This is a genomic window from Anaerolineae bacterium (assembly GCA_011176535.1).
Lineage (GTDB): Bacteria > Chloroflexota > Anaerolineae > Anaerolineales > DRMV01 > DUEP01.
The window spans coordinates 1-17,747 of record DUEP01000003.1 but is presented as its reverse complement, the minus strand read 5'-3'; the positions used below and the strand labels follow the sequence as shown (position 1 = coordinate 17,747).

At 64.6% G+C, this 17,747-nt stretch carries 15 protein-coding genes and 1 other RNA gene; 8 read left to right on the top strand and 8 right to left on the bottom strand.

Annotation, left to right across the window (positions count from 1 at the left end; all coding sequences use genetic code 11):
- Positions 1-55 precede the first annotated feature (55 nt).
- On the top strand, positions 56-3,442 hold the full coding sequence (locus G4O04_00690; GenBank protein HEY57068.1) for a TIGR03663 family protein: 3,387 nt from the start codon (positions 56-58) through the stop codon (positions 3,440-3,442).
- Between the two features lie 36 nt (positions 3,443-3,478).
- On the opposite strand, the gene G4O04_00685 is transcribed toward G4O04_00690, so the two are convergent.
- The 6 genes from G4O04_00685 to G4O04_00660 all read right to left on the bottom strand — a co-directional run bounded on the left by G4O04_00685 (position 3,479) and on the right by G4O04_00660 (position 9,551).
- Positions 3,479-4,621: a DUF2029 domain-containing protein gene (locus G4O04_00685; GenBank protein HEY57067.1), complete on the bottom strand. Its 1,143-nt coding sequence runs from the start codon at positions 4,619-4,621 to the stop codon at positions 3,479-3,481.
- A gap of 20 nt (positions 4,622-4,641) precedes the next feature.
- Positions 4,642-6,024, bottom strand: coding sequence for a class II fumarate hydratase (locus tag G4O04_00680; GenBank protein ID HEY57066.1), 1,383 nt, complete (start codon positions 6,022-6,024; stop codon positions 4,642-4,644).
- A complete protein-coding gene (locus G4O04_00675; GenBank protein ID HEY57065.1) occupies positions 6,021-7,034 on the bottom strand; it encodes a P1 family peptidase in 1,014 nt (337 codons plus the stop codon). The genes G4O04_00680 and G4O04_00675 overlap by 4 nt, the downstream gene beginning before the upstream one ends.
- A gap of 72 nt (positions 7,035-7,106) precedes the next feature.
- Positions 7,107-7,287, bottom strand: a non-coding RNA gene (gene ssrS / locus G4O04_00670) — 6S RNA.
- A gap of 89 nt (positions 7,288-7,376) precedes the next feature.
- Positions 7,377-9,170: an aspartate--tRNA ligase gene (gene aspS / locus G4O04_00665; protein HEY57064.1), complete on the bottom strand. Its 1,794-nt coding sequence runs from the start codon at positions 9,168-9,170 to the stop codon at positions 7,377-7,379.
- A gap of 96 nt (positions 9,171-9,266) precedes the next feature.
- On the bottom strand, positions 9,267-9,551 hold the full coding sequence (locus tag G4O04_00660) for a DUF503 domain-containing protein (GenBank protein ID HEY57063.1): 285 nt from the start codon (positions 9,549-9,551) through the stop codon (positions 9,267-9,269).
- Positions 9,552-9,732: 181 nt separating this feature from the next.
- Here G4O04_00660 and G4O04_00655 point away from each other — a divergent pair, with 181 nt between their 5' ends.
- The 6 genes from G4O04_00655 (at position 9,733) to G4O04_00630 (ending at position 15,713) form a co-directional block, all read left to right on the top strand.
- On the top strand, positions 9,733-10,707 hold the full coding sequence (locus tag G4O04_00655; protein ID HEY57062.1) for a YegS/Rv2252/BmrU family lipid kinase: 975 nt from the start codon (positions 9,733-9,735) through the stop codon (positions 10,705-10,707).
- Between the two features lie 39 nt (positions 10,708-10,746).
- Entirely contained in the window at positions 10,747-11,808 is a 1,062-nt protein-coding gene (gene cax, locus G4O04_00650) for a calcium/proton exchanger (GenBank protein HEY57061.1), read from the top strand.
- 20 nt (positions 11,809-11,828) lie between these two features.
- Positions 11,829-12,311, top strand: a complete 483-nt coding sequence (locus tag G4O04_00645) for a hypothetical protein (GenBank protein HEY57060.1) — start codon at positions 11,829-11,831, stop codon at positions 12,309-12,311.
- Positions 12,312-12,363: 52 nt separating this feature from the next.
- Entirely contained in the window at positions 12,364-12,723 is a 360-nt protein-coding gene (locus G4O04_00640) for a DUF971 domain-containing protein (protein ID HEY57059.1), read from the top strand.
- The gene (locus tag G4O04_00635) at positions 12,710-13,234 is read left to right on the top strand and encodes a hypothetical protein (GenBank protein HEY57058.1); all 525 of its coding nucleotides are present in this window, start codon (positions 12,710-12,712) and stop codon (positions 13,232-13,234) included. Before G4O04_00640 ends, G4O04_00635 begins: the two co-directional genes overlap by 14 nt.
- A 127-nt stretch (positions 13,235-13,361) precedes the next feature.
- Positions 13,362-15,713, top strand: a complete 2,352-nt coding sequence (locus G4O04_00630) for a tetratricopeptide repeat protein (GenBank protein HEY57057.1) — start codon at positions 13,362-13,364, stop codon at positions 15,711-15,713.
- Here G4O04_00630 and G4O04_00625 read toward each other — a convergent pair.
- Positions 15,710-16,738 (bottom strand): hypothetical protein, encoded by a 1,029-nt coding sequence (locus tag G4O04_00625; protein ID HEY57056.1) that lies wholly within the window; start codon positions 16,736-16,738, stop codon positions 15,710-15,712. The two genes, G4O04_00630 and G4O04_00625, sit on opposite strands and share 4 nt — an antisense overlap.
- 144 nt (positions 16,739-16,882) lie before the next feature.
- On the opposite strand from G4O04_00625, the gene G4O04_00620 reads away from it, so the two are divergent.
- Complete coding sequence (locus G4O04_00620) at positions 16,883-17,146, top strand: zinc ribbon domain-containing protein (GenBank protein HEY57055.1); 264 nt, start codon at positions 16,883-16,885, stop codon at positions 17,144-17,146.
- Between the two features lie 143 nt (positions 17,147-17,289).
- Here G4O04_00620 and G4O04_00615 read toward each other — a convergent pair.
- On the bottom strand, positions 17,290-17,747 hold a 458-nt coding region (locus tag G4O04_00615), incomplete at its 5' end, for a hypothetical protein (GenBank protein ID HEY57054.1).

Here is a 17,747-nt window from a genome sequence, read left to right as displayed (position 1 = left end):
ACGGGCGATTGACGGTTGGCGGTAAAGCCCTGACCATCTATCTCCGAGGTTGCCTATGACGACCCAACGACCAGACAATGCTCCCCGCTCCTGGCTGGAACGCCCCCTGCGCAGCCTGCTCGACCTGCGCGTGGAGGCCGTGGTGTTTGCCGTGATCGTGCTGCTCACGGCGTTCTCCCGGCTATACGAACTCGGCCTGCGGGTGATGAGCCATGACGAGAGCCTGCATGTGTACTTCTCCTGGCTACTGGCCCGTGGGCAGGGCTTCCAGCACACGCCCATGATGCATGGGCCGTTGCAGTTCCATCTCCTTGCCCTGTCCTATTTCCTTTTTGGTGACACCGATTTCACCGCCCGGCTGCCCCACGCCATCGCCAGCATCCTCACCGTGGCCTTCCTGTGGAAATGGCGCCGCTACTTAGGGTCGCGAGGCACCCTCATCGCCGCCCTCCTCATGCTCATCTCGCCCTACATGCTCTACTACGGGCGCTACGCCCGCAATGAAGCTCTTGTGGCCCTTTTCGGCGTGGTCATGCTCTGGGCCATCCTGCGCTATCTGGAGACGGGCGGCTGGCGCTACCTGGTCGTACTCACCGTGGTCTCCGCCCTGCACTTCACGGCGAAAGAGACGGCGTTCATCTACACGGCTCAGGCCCTTCTCTTTTTGGGCGTGTTGCTGTTGGACCGCGTGTTGCGCGACCGCTGGCCGCGCCCGGCCTACCGCACCGCGTTTCTCATCAGCCTGATGGCGGGCGTAGCCCTGCTGGCGCTCGCCGTGGCGACCGCCCGCCTGCTGAGCGCCAGCGGAGCCACGGGGCTCAATCCGGCCACCGTGGCCCAACCCGCCATACCCGGCGCGCAGCCCCCCACCGAGGAGCGGACCGCGCCGCTGGCCCAACTGCTGGCGGGAGGCGGACTGGCCGCCTTCCTCCTCAGCCTGTTCTACCTGCTGCGCGGCTACACCTGGGCCCGCTTGCGGGAAGACCGCGCCCTGGCGCTCATCTTCGTCCTCTTCACCCCCGTCTTGCCCCAACTGGCTCCCCTGCCCATGCACCTGCTGGGCTGGGATGCGCTGGACTACTCCCCCACCGGCATCCTCCACACCGCCCTTTTCGTCGTTCCCCTGACCCTCCTGGCCGTGGCCCTGGGCCTGGCCTGGGACCACCGCCGCTGGCCCATCCTCATGGCCCTATACTACGCCATCTTCGTTGTCTTTTACACCACCGTCTTCACCAACGGCCAGGGCTTCTTTAGCGGCCTGGTGGGCGCTTTGGGATACTGGCTCCAACAACAGGGCGTGCACCGCGGCAGTCAGCCCTGGTACTACTACCTGGTCATCCAGATCCCGATTTACGAATACCTGCCCGCCCTGGGCAGCCTGGCTGCCGCCCTATGGGTGGGCCTCCACTCCCGGGGGAAGCCTTCTCCCCCAGGAGTGGAGGAAACCTCCGGGCCCCACCTGACGGAAACAACCCCCAAAGCCTACCCCGCCCCCGTCTTCGGCCTGCTGGCCTACTGGAGCCTGACCAGTTTTCTGGCGTACACCATCGCCGGAGAAAAGATGCCCTGGCTGACCGTGCACATCACCCTCCCCATGATCCTGCTCACCAGCTGGTTCCTGGGCCGCGTGGCCGATGGCGTGGACTGGGGAGCCTTCTCCCGGCGGCACGGCTGGGCCCTCTGGGGGCTGATCCTGGTCTTCCTGTTCAGCATGGCGGCCACCCTGGGCGCCTGGTTAGGGCCAAATCGTCCCTTTGCCGGGCGGGAGTTGCCCCAGTTGCAGGCCACGGCCCAGTTCCTCACCGCCCTGGTCACCGCGCTCCTCAGCGGCTACGGCATCGCGCGCCTGGCCGCCGACTGGCCCTGGGACCAACTTCCGCGCACTGGCGTGCTGGCTTTCTTCACCATCCTGGCCGGGTTGACTGTCCATACCGCCGTGCAGGCCACCTTTTACAACTACGATCAAGCCAACGAGTACCTGGTCTACGCCCACTCGGCACGGGGGGTCAAGGATGTGCTGCGTCAGGTCACCGAACTCTCGTTGCGCACCCACGATAGCCTGGAAATGCCCGTGGCCTACGATAGCGATGTGGCCTGGCCCATGACCTGGTATCTGCGCCATTTCACCAACCAGCGCTTCTACGGCGACAGCCCCACCCGCGACCTGCGCGATGTGCCGGCCATCATCGTGGGCGACAACGACTTCGCCAAAATTGAGCCCATCGTGCGCCAGGACTATTATCGTTTCGACTACATCCGCATGGTGTGGCCAGACCAGGACTACTTCGGCCTGACCTGGGAACGCATCCGCAACGCCCTGAGCAACCCTGAGATGCGGGCCGCCTTGTTCCAGATCTGGCTCAACCGCGACTTCACCCAATACGCTCAGGTGACCGGCAAGGACACCCTCACCCAGAGCAACTGGCAGCCGTCGGACCAAATGCGCCTTTACCTGCGCAAGGACATCGTCGCCCAGATTTGGGACTACGGCGTGGCTCCACAAGCCGTGCAGGCCCCGGAGGAGACCGACCCCTACCAGGGCAAGCAGATCACCCATCCGGCCGACTCCTGGCTGGCTGGGCCCGGCGAGACGCCTTTCCACAATCCACGCGCGGTGGCCGTAGCCCCTGACGGTACCCTCTATGTGGCCGACAGCGGCAACCACCGCATCATCCACCTTTCCGCCGACGGGCAGGTGTTGCAAACCTGGGGCACCTTTGGCGATATCAACCAGGACCCCGACAACGCCCCGCCGGGCACCTTCAACGAACCGTGGGGCATCGCCGTCGGCCCGGACGGCAGCGTGCATGTGGCCGACACCTGGAACCACCGCATCCAAAAGTTCACCGCCGACGGGCAGTTCATCACCCAGTGGGGCACCTTCGGCACCGGGGAGACCGGCTACGCCCTCTGGGGTCCGCGGGATATTGTGATCGACGCTCAGGGGCGAGTGTTGGTCACGGATACGGGGAACAAGCGCGTGGTGGCCTACGACGCCGACGGCAACTTCCTCTTTGCCTTCGGCAGCGCCGGTGTGGGCGCCGGGCAGTTCGACGAACCGGTGGGCCTGGCCCTGGCGCCGGACGGCACCCTGTATGTGGCCGACACCTGGAACCAACGCATCCAGGCCTTTGCCCCCACGGAGGACGGCTACACCTATCTGCGCGAGTGGCCCATCTACGGTTGGTTCGGCCAGTCGCTGGAAAACAAGCCCTACCTGGCTGTAGATCAGGCCGGCAGGGTGTACGCCAGCGACCCGGAAGGGTACCGGATCCTGGGCTTCTCCTCCGAGGGCGACATTCTGGCCTGGTGGGGCGATTACGGCGTCCCGCCGGATGGGTTGGGCGTCGTCAACGGCCTGGCCTTTGACCCCCAAGGCAACCTGTGGGTGGCCGACGCAGGCAACAGCCTGCTGGTGCGTTTCGCCCCCTGGCAACCATGAACCGCACGAAAAGACAGGGCGCCAAGCGGTGCCCTGTCAGTTTTCTTTGGACTTTGCCGTCGCTGCTTCCCAAAACGCCAGGCCCAGCAAGGCGATGAGGAACGTACGTAGTGGGATGATCCACCACAAGGCTGTGAACATGCCTCTGGAAAGGGCCAGAGGCCATTCCATCAGGTGGATCAGCGTCAGTGTGAGGCCGAAAAGGAGCGCCCGCGGCCAGGGCAGACTCAGGAACACCCAGGGGAGCAGGTAAAGCATCCATTGCGGGCTGTACCCGGGGACCCAGAGAAAGAACAGGGCGCTGGTCAGACCAATGAACGCCATCTCGTGCGCGGCCTGTTGGGGGCGAATGCGACGCCAGGCCCACCATCCTAAAGCGAGAAAGGGCAGCAACGTGACCCAAGGAGATAGGCGTGGTGGGTTACCGTAAGTCACGGTCGCCTGTTGTGGATCAAAGCGGGTGGGAAGCGGGCCGAACAGCCCTGTGTGGAGGTTCCCGTCAATCAGAGCCCATACCGTCTCCCATGAGCCTTTACTCATCTGGCTCATCAACGAAGCAAGGGCCATGTTGGGCGCCATGGCGTAAGCTAGGCCCCAGACGATCAGGGTCAACCCCACGGCGGGAACGAGGGCTCGCAGTGCCGCGCTACCCCGACGGCGAAACCAGGCCGGAAAGACAAGCGCAGGGAACCATTTGCTCAAGATGCCCAGGCCGAGCAGCGTTCCGGCTCCCCAGAGATGTTCTCGTCGCCAAAGGTACACCTCTCCCAGGGTGAAGGCGACCACCAGCGGGTCGTAGCAGCCCCAGGCATAGAGCAGCCCCACGGTGGTGAGCATGCCGTAGGCCAGGGCGCGCCGTGGGGCTTCGTCGGGGAAACCTTCCTCGGCTAACGCCCATAGCAGTCCCAGACTGACCCCTTGGGCGACGCTGATGAGGAAGGCCAGCAGGTATACAAAGCCCGGTTGGGAAGGCATCAACCGGTAGAGCGCCTGGATGAGCCAGGAAAACAAAGGCGGGTACTCAGCCCAATAATGCACGAAGGGCCAGCCGGGCAGCGCAGCCAGCCGGTAGAAGAACAACAGGTCGTTGTGGGCGACCAGTCCCTCCCAGGAGAGACTCAACAAAGCCACAAGGCGGGCCAGCAGGAACCACAGGCTGCCTTGCAGGATGCGTTTCATGGATGTCCTCGATAGCCTTTTTAGGCTCCGGTCAGGCGTTTGGGGTCCAGCAATTGCGTCAACTCCTCCCGCGGCAAATCCGTCATCTCCAGGGCGACCTCCAGGATAGGCCTTCCTTCGGCATAGGCCCGTTTGGCGATGGCGGCGGCCTTCTCGTAACCGATGACCGGGGTGAGCGCGGTGACCAGGATCGGGTTGCGCGCCAGTGGGGCGGCGAGGCGCTCGCGGTTGACGGTAAACCCTGCAACGGCTTTCTCGGCCAGCACGGCCGCCGCCCGCCCCAACAGGGTGATACCTTGCAGCAGATTGTACGCCGCCACGGGCAACATGACATTCAACTGGAAGTTGCCGTGCTGATTGGCCAGGGCCACCGCCAGGTCGTTGGCCTGCACCTGGACGCAGGCCATCATCACCGCCTCGGGGATCACCGGGTTGACCTTGCCGGGCATGATGCTGGAGCCCGGCTGCAGGGCCGGGAGCTGGATTTCGCCCAGGCCGGCCAGCGGGCCGCTGTTCATCCAGCGCAAATCGTTGGCGATTTTGAGCAACGCCGTGGCCGTGGCCCGTAACGCGCCGCTGAGTTCGGCCACCGTGTCCAGCGAAGACTGGGCGGTGAAATGGTTGCGCGCCTCGCGCAAAGGGTAACCCGTGCGCTCGGTCAGGCGGGCCGCCACCCGGGCCCCGAATTCGGGGTGGGCGTTCACACCCGTGCCCACTGCCGTGCCGCCCAGGGCCAACTCGGCCAGATAAGGCATCACCGCCTCGATGCGCCGCCGCCCTTCGGCCATCTGGTGCGCCCAGCCGCCGATCTCCTGACTCATGCGCACTGGCAGGGCGTCCATCAGGTGGGTGCGCCCCGTTTTCACCACATCGTCCAGTTCCTGCGCCCGCCAACGCAGCGCCTCCTCCAGCGCGTCCAGGCCAGGCAACAGCACCTCACGCACCTGACGGTAGGCGCTCAGGTGAATGGCCGAAGGGATGACATCGTTAGACGATTGGCCCATGTTCACATGGTCGTTGGGGTGAACGCGGCACTCGCCCAACACGCTGCCCAGCAACTGGGTAGCCCGGTTGGCGATGACCTCGTTGGCGTTCATGTTGGTCGAGGTGCCCGAACCGGTCTGGAATACATCCACCGGAAAGTGCTCGTCCCAGCGCCCCTGGGCCACCTCCTCAGCGGCCTGAACGATGGCCGCAGCCCGCTTGGGGTCCAAGCGCCCCAGATCCCGGTTGACCTCGGCCGCGGCCGCCTTGATTTGCCCTAAGGCCCAAAGGAACGGGCGGGGAAACCGGAGCCCGCTGATGGGGAAGTTGTCCACCGCGCGCTGCGTTTGGGCACCGTACAAGGCCTCGGCGGGCACCTGCACCTCGCCCAAGGAATCCTTTTCACGGCGAAACTTCACGGCGTTCCTCCTTCTGTCCGTAAATCACGAAACGACGGCAGGCCGTCCACCCCCTCGGCAAGCATCACCGCCCGCAGGATGGCCTGCGCCACGGCTTCGGCTGCGAAGGCCCCCACAATATTCACATCCGCCTTCTTTTGTCCGGTGGCCAGGCAAAAGAGGGTATCCCCATCGAACATCGTGTGCGCCGGGCGAACGGTACGCGCCACCCCATCCTGGGCCATCTGCACCACTTTGTTGGCCTCGGATTTGGTGAGGCGGGCGTTGGTGGCCATCACCCCCACCACCGTGTTTCCCCGCGCAGCGAAGCGCAGCGCCGTGCGCCCGGCCAGGCTGCGCAGTACCCGCAGCGTGTCGGCGAAAGGGCCTTCGCCGAAGCGCAGCGGCCCCTTGTCGGGGTTGCGCGCCCCGGCCAGGATGGCGCCGCTTTCCGGGTCCACCACATCGCCCAAGGGGTTGACCACCACCAGCGCGGCCACCACCACGCCGCCGCCAGCGTCCACGCTGGCCGTGCCCAGGCCGCTTTTCATCGCCCGACCCAGGCCCAGAATTTTGCCTACGGTGGCGCCCATGCCCGCGCCCACATTCCCTTCGGCCACCGGCCCGTCGCTGGCCGCCTGGCAGGCCGCGTAGCCCATGGCCGCGTCGGGCCGCACATCGGCCCGCCCCACGGCCAGATCAAAGATCACCGCCGCCGGGACGATGGGCACCCTGGCCACGCCGGTATCGTACCCCACGCCCCGATCTTCCAGATACCGCATCACCCCAGTGGCCGCATCCAGGCCAAAAGCCGAGCCGCCCGTCAGCAGCACGCCGTGCACACGCTCGACCAGGTGCATGGGCCGCAGGGCGTCGGTTTCCCGGGTGCCCGGCGCGCCGCCGCGCTGGTCCACCCCCGCCACGGCGCCTTGCTCACACAGCACCACGGTGCAGCCGGTGAGTGCCTCGGCGTCATGCGCGTGCCCCACCCGCAGGCCGGGCACATCGGTGAGGGCGTTTCGCCGTTTCATGATGGCCTCCTTTGGCCGTCCAGCCCCAGTTAACACCAACGGCGCGGAATAAGACCGCGCCGTTGTCCTCCACGGAACCCCGCCGTGCCGTGGGCTGCCCAGTTTTGCTCCTGCTTACGCAGGTGGGAGCCTTCCGGAGAGTTCCCGCCTTGGCCGAAGCCTATCGCGTTCCCTCTCACTCGAGTCGGCTCCCTTTTTTCTGGTGTTGGGGCAAAACCGGTAACTGCCGCCTTCACGGACACGGCAGGGCCTCTTTCTTATACCACGATTTTCAGGGATTGGGTAGGGCGCCCCAGGGGGTCCGGATACGCCCCCAGGGGAGGGCCCTGTCCGAAGGTCCGCTCAGGAGCCCAAGGGGCCATCCTCCAGATCCAGTTTGATGTGCAACTCCTTGAGTTGTTCCGGGCCCACCGGCGAGGGCGCGTCGGCCATCACATCCCGAGCGGCCTGATTCTTGGGGAAGGCGATCACCTCCCGGATGCTCTCCTCGCCCGCCAGAATCATCACCAGCCGGTCCAGGCCCACGGCGATGCCGCCGTGCGGGGGCGCGCCGTACTCAAAGGCTTCCAGCATGTGCCCGAAGCGCTCGCGGGCCGTCTCCATATCCAGGCCAATCAGCGCGAAAAGTTTCTCTTGCAACTGCCGGTCGTGCACGCGGATGGAGCCGCCGGCTACCTCGTAGTTGTTGAGCACCAGGTCGTACTGCGAGCCCCGCATCTTGCCAGGGTCGGTTTCCAGCAGCGGGATGTCCTCAGGCATGGGCATGGTGAAGGGATGCTGACTGGGGTCCCAGCGCTGCTCTTCCTCGTCCCAATAAGCCCAGGGAAAGTCGATGATCCAGGCAAAGGCCAGCACACCCGGGTCGCGCAGGCCCAGTACATCCCCCAGATGTACCCGCAGGCGCCCTAAGGTGTCGTACACAATCTCCGGCTCGTCGGCGACGAAGAGCAACAGGTCGCCCGGTTCGGCTTCCATGCGACGACGAATCTCGCTCAGCACTTCCGGCTTGAAGAATTTGACGATGGGCGACTTAAGTTCTCCCTCCGGCGTGACGATGATGTAAGCCAGCCCCTTGGCGCCGAAGCGCTTGACGAACTCGGTCAACTCGTCGATCTGCTTGCGCGAGTAGTGGCCCAACCCCTTGGCGTTGATCCCGCGTACATGGCCGCCCCGTTCCACGGCCTTCTCGAAAACGCCAAAGCCGCAGCCGGGGGCCAGGTCGGTGAGGTTCACCAACTCTAGGCCAAAGCGCAGGTCGGGGTGGTCGGTGCCAAAGCGGTCAAGGGCCTCCTGGTAGGGGATACGCGGGAAAGGCACCTGAAGCAGCCGTTTCTCCGGCGTCACCGTGCGCACCAACTCGATCATCAAGCCCTCGATGATGTCCATCACATCCTCGCGGCGGTCCACAAAGGACATCTCCAGGTCCAGCTGGGTGAATTCCGGCTGCCGGTCGCCGCGCAAGTCTTCGTCGCGGAAGCAGCGGGCGATCTGGAAGTACCGTTCCACCCCCGCCACCATGAGCAACTGCTTGAGTTGCTGAGGCGATTGCGGCAACGCATAAAACTGGCCGGGGTGCACCCGGGAAGGTACCAGGTAGTCCCGCGCTCCTTCGGGCGTGGACTTGAACAGAATGGGGGTTTCCACCTCCAGGAAGGCGCGAGCGTCCAGATAGTCGCGGATGAATTTGATCACCCGATGCCGCAAAATCAGGTTATGGGCCATGCGTTGCCGTCGCAGGTCCAGGTAACGGTACTTGAGGCGTACCATCTCGTCCACCGGTTTATCTTCGTTGACCACGAAAGGCAACGGCTTGGCGGGGTTGAGCACCGTCACCTCATGGGCCTCGACTTCGATCTCTCCGGTGGGTAGGTTGGGGTTTTCGGCACCGACAGGGCGACGACGCACGTTGCCGCGGATTTGCAACACCCACTCGGTACGCCCGGCCTCTTCCAGGGCGCGATGGGCCTCGGGGTCGATTTCGGCGCTGGCGACCACCTGCACAATGCCAAAACGATCGCGCAAATCCACAAAGGTCACGCCCCCGTGGTCGCGCCGACGATGCACCCACCCGGCCAGCGTCACTTCTTGGCCAACATGTTCGGCCCGCAGTTCGCCGCAAGTATGCGTCTTGTACACTCGGCCCTCCTTAATCTTCCCGATGGTGAAAGTTGCGCGAATTATAGCACGGAATCCCTCGCCCGAGCGTGTTTTCCGCACACCCAGGGGCGATTTTCAACACAGCGTCACATGCTCCTCGGCGATCTGCACATCGGGCCAGTGAACCTCGACCCACTGCACTACCTTTTGCAGCATGTGCTGGGCGTACCCCCCGTCGTTGCTCACCGTGACGCAGGCGATGACCGCCGTTTGCCACACATCCTGCGCATCCACCTCGGCCACGCTGAGGTTGAACTCCTTATGCAAACGATTCAGCAGAGGCTTCACCCGCCGTCGCTTTTCTTTCAACGAGCGGCATCCTGGCAAACGCAGGTGTAGCATGAGAATCCCAACGCGCATCACAGCCCTCCTGGGCAGGCCCTTTCCGCACCACGAAGACGGCACACGACCCAACGCCCGGGTTATTATCCTCCATTTGGCCGTTCATGGCAAGGCCACGCCTGCGCCGCTGGAGGAGAAGCGCACGCCCCCGGCGTCAAATTGCGGGTAAAATAGGAGCATCTTTCCCAGGAGCGTGACGGTGCAACGGGCGTGGCTGATCTTCAATCCAGTGGCCGGGCGCTACCCGCCGACCCCCTTCGTCAAACGAGCGGCGGCGGTGCTCCGTGAGCACGGCTGGCGGGTGCGTCTGATCCCCACCCGCAGCGGGGAGACGATCACCCGCATGGCCCGGCGCGCGGCCCGGCGTGGCATTGAAGCGGTGTTCGTCGCCGGGGGGGATGGCTCCGTGGGGCTGGCCGCCGCGGGGCTCATGGGCTCCCAGACCGCCCTGGGCATCCTCCCCGCGGGCACGGCCAATGTGTTCGCCCAGGACCTGGGCCTGGCCCGTATGTCCTGGGTGCGCTGGACGGGCCTGGAGGAAAGCGCCCGCCTGCTGGCCAACGCCCCGGTTTATCAGGTAGACATGGGCCGCTGTAATGGACGCCCCTTCCTCCTTTGGGCCGGCACGGGCCTCGACGCGGTGGTGGTGCAAAAGGTGGAGCCCCGCCGTCGCTGGGAAAAAGTGTTCGGCATTGCCAAATATGCCACCTATGCGGTTTGGACGGCCAGCACCTGGTCGGGAATGCGTCTGCAGGTGGAAGTGGAAGGGTTTCGCAGCGAGGGCGAGTTCGTCATGGCCGTGGCCACCAACATCCCGCGCTTTGCCGGGGGGCTGACTCAGTTGGCCCCCCATGCCCGGCTGGACGACGGGCAGATGGACCTCTGGCTCTTTCGCGGCCATTCCTTCAACGACATCGCCCGCACGGCCTGGATGCTCTGGCTGGGCCGTCTGGAAGAAATCCCCGGCGCGGTGCACCTGACCTTTCGCGAAGCGCGCATCATGGGCAAAGGGCATCTGCCTTTCCAACTCGACGGCGAGCCGGTGCTCTGCGCGCCCGAGACCACGCTGGAGGTCCTTCCCCACGCCTTGCGCCTCCTGGTGCCCCCGGGCACCCGCCACCTCTTCGTCCACCCACCAGCGGCTGCGCCAGCCTTCACCGCCCCTACATCCTGACGCCTTCCGCCGCCAAACCCCTCTTTCGAGAGTGCAACGATGACCTGGCTCCGTCGCGAACCTTTGAGTGTCCTCCTGCTGGCCCTCCCCCTGGCCCTGCTGGCCTATGGGTTGGGGTGGGGAGACCTTTGGGTCTTCTCGGGCTCGGCCCTGGCCGTAGTGCCCCTGGCGCTTTACCTGGGCAAGGCCACCGAAGCCCTGGCACACCACACCGGCCCCCGTTGGGGCGCCCTCCTCAACGCCACCTTGGGCAACGCCGCTGAACTCATCATCGCCCTGCTGGCCCTCAACCGCGGGCTGATCGAACTGGTCAAGGCCTCCATCACCGGCTCCATCATCGGCAATCTGCTGCTGGTGCTGGGCGCGGCCATGCTCCTGGGCGGACTGCGCCACGGGATCCAGCGGTTTGACAAGCGCCAGGCCGGCACCAACGCTGTGCTGCTCATGCTGGCCGTGGTGGCTTTGGCCGTCCCCACCTTTTTGAGCGAGCCGTTGGGCCCTCCCCAAAGCCTCAAGGTCGAGGCGCTCAGCCTGGGCGTCGCCGGGGCCATGCTTTTGCTCTATGGGCTTTATCTCCTCTTCACCTGGCAGCAACAACCCATCGCCCCGGAAGCGATCCCCCTACCGGGCGAAGCGCCTTCGTGGTCCATCCGCTGCTCGCTCCTGGTGCTCACGCTGAGCACCGGAGGCGTGGTGATCGCTTCAGAGTTGCTGGTGGGCGCGGTGGAGCATGTGGTGGCCCAGTTAGGCGTCTCCGAAGCCTTCCTGGGCGTCATCCTGGTCCCCATTATCGGCAATGTGGCCGAACATCTCGTGGCCGTCCAGGTGGCCATGCAGAACAAGATGGATTTGAGCGTGGAAATCGCCGTGGCTTCCAGCCTGCAAATCGCCCTTTTCGTGGCCCCCTTGCTGGTGTTCATCAGCCTGTGGGTCGGGCACCCCATGATCCTGACCTTCAACCGTTTCGAAATGCTGGCCCTGGGCGTCGCCATTCTGGTCACCTCCCTGGTCTCCTTTGACGGCGAATCCCACTGGCTGGAAGGCGCCGAACTGTTGCTGGTCTATTTCATCTTTGCCCTGGCCTTCTTCCTCCACCCATGAAGAGGCATCCGTCACCGCTCATGAATCGCTCTGTGGTCATCGGCCTGCTTGCCCTGGGCCTCGCGGGGCTGCTGGCCCTGGTGCTGGGCCTGATCCTGGGGCTATGGCCTTGGCCCGGCCCCGGGGGTGTGCCCGCCGCTGCAGTCACCGTCATCGCCCAGCCCACCTGGACGCCAACATCTTCCCCCACCCCGGCCGATGCCGCCCAAGGCACACCGACGCCCATCCCGCCGTTGGCGCCGAGCCCCGACGAAATCGCCGTCGGCCGCTTCGTGCAAGTCAGCGGCACCGGGGGCGATGGGCTACGCCTGCGCACGGCACCCGGGCTGGACGCCCCGGTGCGCTTTCTGGCCCGCGAGGCCGAGGTGTTCCAGGTGGCCGACGGCCCCCAGCCGGGCGACGGCTACACCTGGTGGTATCTGGTAGCCCCCTACGACCCCCAACGGGCAGGCTGGGCCGTGGCCAACTACCTGAGCGTCCTGCCCGGCACACCTCCGCCGTGATTTGCCTTTTTCCCGCTTTGCCCCTAAACTTATCTATGGAGGGATTCTTCCCATGAGCCAGGTATATCCGACCCGCATTCAGGTCAACCGCGAGCGCCGCGAAGTGGTGGTGGACTGGAACGACGGTCATCACAGCGTGTACTCCTTCACCTTGCTGCGTCACGCCTGCCCGTGCGCCGAATGCATGGGCGGCCACGAAAACATGGGCAAAGGCCCGGACCCCATCATCTTCTCCCTGCCCCCGGAAGACAAACCCGCCACGCGATTGGTCAGCCTGGACCTCATCGGCAATTATGGGTTCTCTCCGGTGTGGGAAGACGGCCATCGGGCCGGCATCTACCAGTGGGGCTATCTGCGCGCCATCTGCCCCTGCGAAACCTGTCGGCGGGAAGCCCAAGATGAAACAAGATGATTGGTTCCTCCACTACATGGAACAGCACTATCTCGCAGAACAGGCGGAAGTCCTGCTGCAACAGTGCTTAGAGCAACGCAGCCCTGCCCCCCTGCAGGCGCTGGTCGAACGCCTGGTTATTGAGGGGCCCCACAACTTGCCTGCCCTGCACCTGATATGGAAAGTCATCGTCCAGCGCCGAACCCAGATCGAGCAAGACGCCCACAGCCTCTGGCACGACCTGAAGCACCTGCTGGAAAGCCAGGGCCTGCCCTTGCCCGCCAGCAGCCCCTGGGAAGCCCTCTATCTGGATGAGCAGGCCCTGCAACGCTGGGCAGATGCCCTTTCTGACGCCCCTCTGGCGGTTTTGGAGGAGGGACGACGAGCCCTGCGCAATACCCAGACCCTGCTTCAGGATATGCGGGAGGCCTGGGCACTGCTGCGCGCACTGGAGGAAGATCTCGAAGGATGGGCCTGGGGCCTGGCCCGACTGGCCGCCCTTTCATCGCCCCCGTTTGAACAGGTGCTCTAAATCGCCCCTGCGGTGAACACCGGGGGCATTTTTCACCTCAACTTTCTGGGGGAGAGGCCAAAGTCGCCAGCCGTGGTCAGGGTTTTGGGGTAAAATGAAACCATCAGCGCCAGCGGGAGTATCCCCCATGAACGACACCGAACGACGCTATCGCGAAGCCATGAGCCAGGGCCATTCGGCGGCCTGGGATATGAACTGGGAGGCCGCTGCCGAATACTACCGCCGAGCCCTGGAATACAAACCCGATGACTTCCAGGCCCTTACCAACCTGGCTTTGGCCTATTACGAGATGGGGCGTTATCAGGAGGCGCTTTCGGTTTACGCCAAAGCCGCCAAACAGAACCCCCAGGACCCCATTCCATGGGAAAAACTGGCGCTGATTCACCAACGCCGCGGGGAGATTCAGGCCGCCGCCCGGGCGGCTCTTCAGGCCGCCGAAGCCCACGCCCGCCAGGGCGATATCCACAAAGCCATCGAAAACTGGATGCGGGTCATTCGTTTGGATCCAGAGAATCTCCAGGCCCACGCCCGCCTGGCCCTGGTGTACGAGCGCACCAAGCGGCTCAACGATGGGGTGCAGGAACATCTGGCCCTCGCCGCCCTGTTGCAGGCCCGAGGCAAAGCCCAGCAGGCCCTGCAGGCGGTGGAACACGCCCTGAAACTGATTCCCAACCACCCGGACGCCCTTCAGGCCAGGGCCTTGCTCATGCGTGGCCGCCCCTTGCCCAAGCCACGCCGGCCTAAGGGCGGCACGGCCCCCCTGCGCATGGCCCGCATCCGCGAGATGGAGCAGCAGGAAGAAAGCGACACCCTGCCGGTGACCCCGACACAGGACGCCATTGCCGAAGCGCGTCGACGGGCCCTGACGGCGCTGGCCGAACTGCTTTTCGCCACCGTGGAAGAGGAGGACACCGACACCACAGCCGCCCGCCGCCCCAGCATCGAAGCCCTCCTGCGGGGACTGCCCACCAACCCGAACGCGCGCAAAGCCCACCGCGCCCGGGTGTTGCTCCTCCTGGGCCAAGGCGTCGATTTCCAGACCCAGGGGAAGTATGATCAGGCAGCCGCCGAACTGGAGCGGGTGCATAAGGCCGGCCTCCACCATCCCGCCCTGGCCTTCGACCTGGGTTGGCTGTACGCCACCCTGGAACGCCCCAAAAAGGCCCTGCGCTACCTTCAAGAGGCCGTTTTGCACCCCGACTACGCCCTGGCCAGCCACCTGCTCCTGGGCCGGTTGTATCGTCAGGAAGATCGGCTCCACGAAGCGGCTCAGGAATACCTGGCGGCGCTGCAACAGGCCGATGCCACTACCCTGAAGGACAAACAGCAACGGCAGGCCATGATCCAACTTTACGAGCCGGTGGCTCAGGCCCTCTCCCAGGAAGAGAACGAAGCGCGGCTGGAACAATTCATGGACAGCGTGGAGCACCTGCTCAGCACCCCCGACTGGCAAAAGAAAGTGCAGGATGCCCGCGCTCAATTGCCGCCGCCTCCACCGGGCGCGCCCCCGATGCCCCTGGCCGAGGTACTCTTCCAGGCTGAAAGCGGCCAGGTCATCGAGGCTTTCTCGCGGATTTTGCGCCTGCGCGAGCAGCGCTCCCTGCACGCCGCCATGGAAGAAGCCCATTTGGCGCTCATCCACGCCCCCACCTACCTCCCTTTGCACACCCTGATCGGTGACCTGCTGGAAGAGATGGGCCGCACCAGCCAGGCAGTGGAAAAATACGCCATGGTCGGTGGCACCTACGCTGTGCGGGGCGAGGGCGAGCGGGCCGTGGAGCACTTCCGTCGGGCCCTGCGCCTGGCCCCGATGGACCTGGACATGCGGCTGGCGCTCATCGACACCCTGGTCGCCCAGGAACGCATTGAGGAAGCCCTGGCCGAATACATCGCCCTGGCCGAGACCTATTACCGTCTGGCCGAAATCCGCCTCGCTTTCCAGACTTACGAAGAAGCCCTGCGCCTTTCCCAGCGGCTGCCACAGGGGGGCAATTCGTGGCAGATGCAAATCCTGCGCCGTCTAGCCGACCTGGCCGAGCAAGCCCTGGACTGGCGTCGCGCCTTGCGCTACTATGAGCAAATCCGCAGCCTGGCCCCCGAGGACCTAGAATCGCGCTGGCAGGTCATCCGGTTGCACCTGCGCCTGGGGCAAAAATCTCAGGCCGTGATTTTGCTGGATGACACCCTCAAACTGGCCCGCCAGCACCTCCAGGAAGCCGAGATTTTGCATCTGGTGGAGCAAATTGCCAACGATTTCCCCGAGGCACCCGAGTTGCGCCTGACGCTGGGACGTCTCTACGCCGCCGCGGGTGAAAAGGAACGCGCCGTCGAGATTCTGGACGCCGCCGGCGAAGCCTTTCTGGCCAACGGCGACCGTCAGAAGGCTATCCGGGCCATCAAAGCCATCCTGGCGTTAGATCCCCCCCAGGCTGCGGATTATCGTCGAGCGCTTCAGGCGCTGAGTGAAGAACCGGATTAAGGTTCCCCCCACTTCCATACACGAAAATCGACATAGGTGGATCCAACCACGGGTTGGAGCCCTCCCCTTTGGGCGCGGACATACACCCGGATCCAGGGCTGACCCTTCGCCATCGAGGCCAGCATCTCCCATCCCAAATGCAAGGCACATACCCCCTGCTCGCTGGTCACGCTGCTCTGGCTCCAGGCATCTTCAGGCGCCTCTGCGTCCGGTCGGGCAAAGGCCAGCGAAACCGTGGCCTGAGGGATGGCCTCCCCTATCCCATCGGTCACCGTCACATAGAGGTGCTGCTCCTGTCCGGCCAGCAGCACCGGCGCCGCCACAAACGCCCGCACGCGCAAACGCAACGGGGACCTTTGCATAATGGCGTCACGCTGGGGCAGGAGCAGGGCAGGGTCCTCCTGCTGGAGGTAAAACCAGCGCTCGCCTAAGGGGGAAAACTGCACCTGATATTTGGGCGGGGCTTCAGGGTGATATTCCATGCGGGCCAAAGTAAAATATTGCACCAACCAGCCGTCCACCACCACCAACGGGGAGACGGGGTCGCCCAGCACATCGGGGCCACCAAACCGCTCGTAAGCCGCCCGAAAAGCAAAACACACGGCCGGCGTGTTGGGTTTGTACACGGTGCACCCCGGCCCACTGGCCGCAAAGGAGGGCTCCTGCGCCCGCGCGCGATCTAACCGATAGAACATCTCCCCCAAAGGAAGCAGGGCCACCTCGAAAGCGTCCGGGGCCCAGCGCATGACCGCTTTTTGGAAATACTGCCAATAAGAGCCATCCGGCTGCCGGAAGGCCTCGGTGATCGGGTAACCGAAAAGAAGCACCGCGTCAGGCGTGGCCTCGAAACGGCGCAGGAAAGGGCCGCTCACAGAATGGCCCGTTTGCTCGAAGTACCGTTCCCCCTCACCGGAAGGGCCTTCACCCTGCGCCTGCACCCGCAAGACACCCCCCAGAAGAACAGCTGCCACCAACCCGACAACCAGTAGCCCCACGAAGCGTTTCATGGTTTGATTATAGCGCATTTTCCCGCCGGCCTTCTCGATTTTCCCAACCGGCTGGGCCCGCCCTCTACGCTCTCAAAACCTTGCTTCTTCTCCAGGCCAGGAGTATAATGCTCCTCGCTTTGGGTTAGCGGTCTGTGAACTCCTTTTGGGAAGAGGTGGCCTATGCCGGTCTACACTTATCGTTGCGAGAGTTGTGGCGTTGAATTCGACCATCGGCAAAGTTTTCAAGGTCCGTATCTGACAGTGTGTCCGGAGTGCGGGGCAGAAGCCTTGCGCCGGGTATACAAACCCGTGGGCATTGTGTTCAAAGGCTCCGGCTTCTACGCCACGGACCATCGTTCCCCTTCCGGACAGGGCCGCAAGACCTCCTCGACCGCCAACGGAACGGAAGCCAAGACCGAGGCCAAGTCATCCTCCGAAAAGTAAAGGCGCCTTCACCCGGCCCCAACCGACTGATGCGCGCAGCCCAAGGATGGGCTGCGTTTTTCTTTTTCGCCTCCCTGAGCCCATCAAAGTCGCCCCTGCGCCGGGGCTGGAGGGCTTGCCCCCAGCCCCGGCTACGGACGCGGTCAATAGCGCAACAACGCCCCAATATGTCCGATGTCACTCAAATCGCGGGGGATGGCCTCCACATCGCCGCCCTCTTCCATGGTGCGTCGCACGGCCAGTTCCACCGCGTCAGGCACCGTCTCATAGGCGCTTTCGCAAAACGGGCAGACCTCCAGAGTCTGCACCGTTAGGAAGCCACACCCGGTACAGAAGTAGCCCGGCTCACGGTATCCCTCTTCATAGACCAAGACGCGGACCCGCTTCTCATGCACCGCGCCCAGGGTTTCGTCCAGCCCCACGACGGCGGCGCCCCCCTTCGCCGCCAGGGTCTTGATCTCCTCCACCAGACGTTCCTCACGGCGTCGTTCGGCTTCCTGGCCGATTTCCAGGGCCCTGGCCAGCACCTCAGCGTGGCTGGCGCGGATGTCCATCGGGAAGGTGCCCGCAATCAGGCTCTGCCAGGCTTTGCCCAGGCGCT

Bases quoted from the DNA above. Each gene is read 5' to 3' on its own strand.
- G4O04_00690 (HEY57068.1), top strand. From the start codon at position 56: ATGACGACCCAACGACCAGACAATGCTCCCCGCTCCTGGCTGGAACGC.
- G4O04_00685 (HEY57067.1), bottom strand. From the start codon at position 4,621: ATGAAACGCATCCTGCAAGGCAGCCTGTGGTTCCTGCTGGCCCGCCTT.
- G4O04_00675 (HEY57065.1), bottom strand. From the start codon at position 7,034: ATGAAACGGCGAAACGCCCTCACCGATGTGCCCGGCCTGCGGGTGGGG.
- G4O04_00660 (HEY57063.1), bottom strand. From the start codon at position 9,551: ATGCGCGTTGGGATTCTCATGCTACACCTGCGTTTGCCAGGATGCCGC.
- cax (HEY57061.1), top strand. From the start codon at position 10,747: ATGACCTGGCTCCGTCGCGAACCTTTGAGTGTCCTCCTGCTGGCCCTC.
- G4O04_00645 (HEY57060.1), top strand. From the start codon at position 11,829: ATGAATCGCTCTGTGGTCATCGGCCTGCTTGCCCTGGGCCTCGCGGGG.
- G4O04_00640 (HEY57059.1), top strand. From the start codon at position 12,364: ATGAGCCAGGTATATCCGACCCGCATTCAGGTCAACCGCGAGCGCCGC.
- G4O04_00635 (HEY57058.1), top strand. From the start codon at position 12,710: ATGAAACAAGATGATTGGTTCCTCCACTACATGGAACAGCACTATCTC.
- G4O04_00630 (HEY57057.1), top strand. From the start codon at position 13,362: ATGAACGACACCGAACGACGCTATCGCGAAGCCATGAGCCAGGGCCAT.
- G4O04_00625 (HEY57056.1), bottom strand. From the start codon at position 16,738: ATGCGCTATAATCAAACCATGAAACGCTTCGTGGGGCTACTGGTTGTC.
- G4O04_00620 (HEY57055.1), top strand. From the start codon at position 16,883: ATGCCGGTCTACACTTATCGTTGCGAGAGTTGTGGCGTTGAATTCGAC.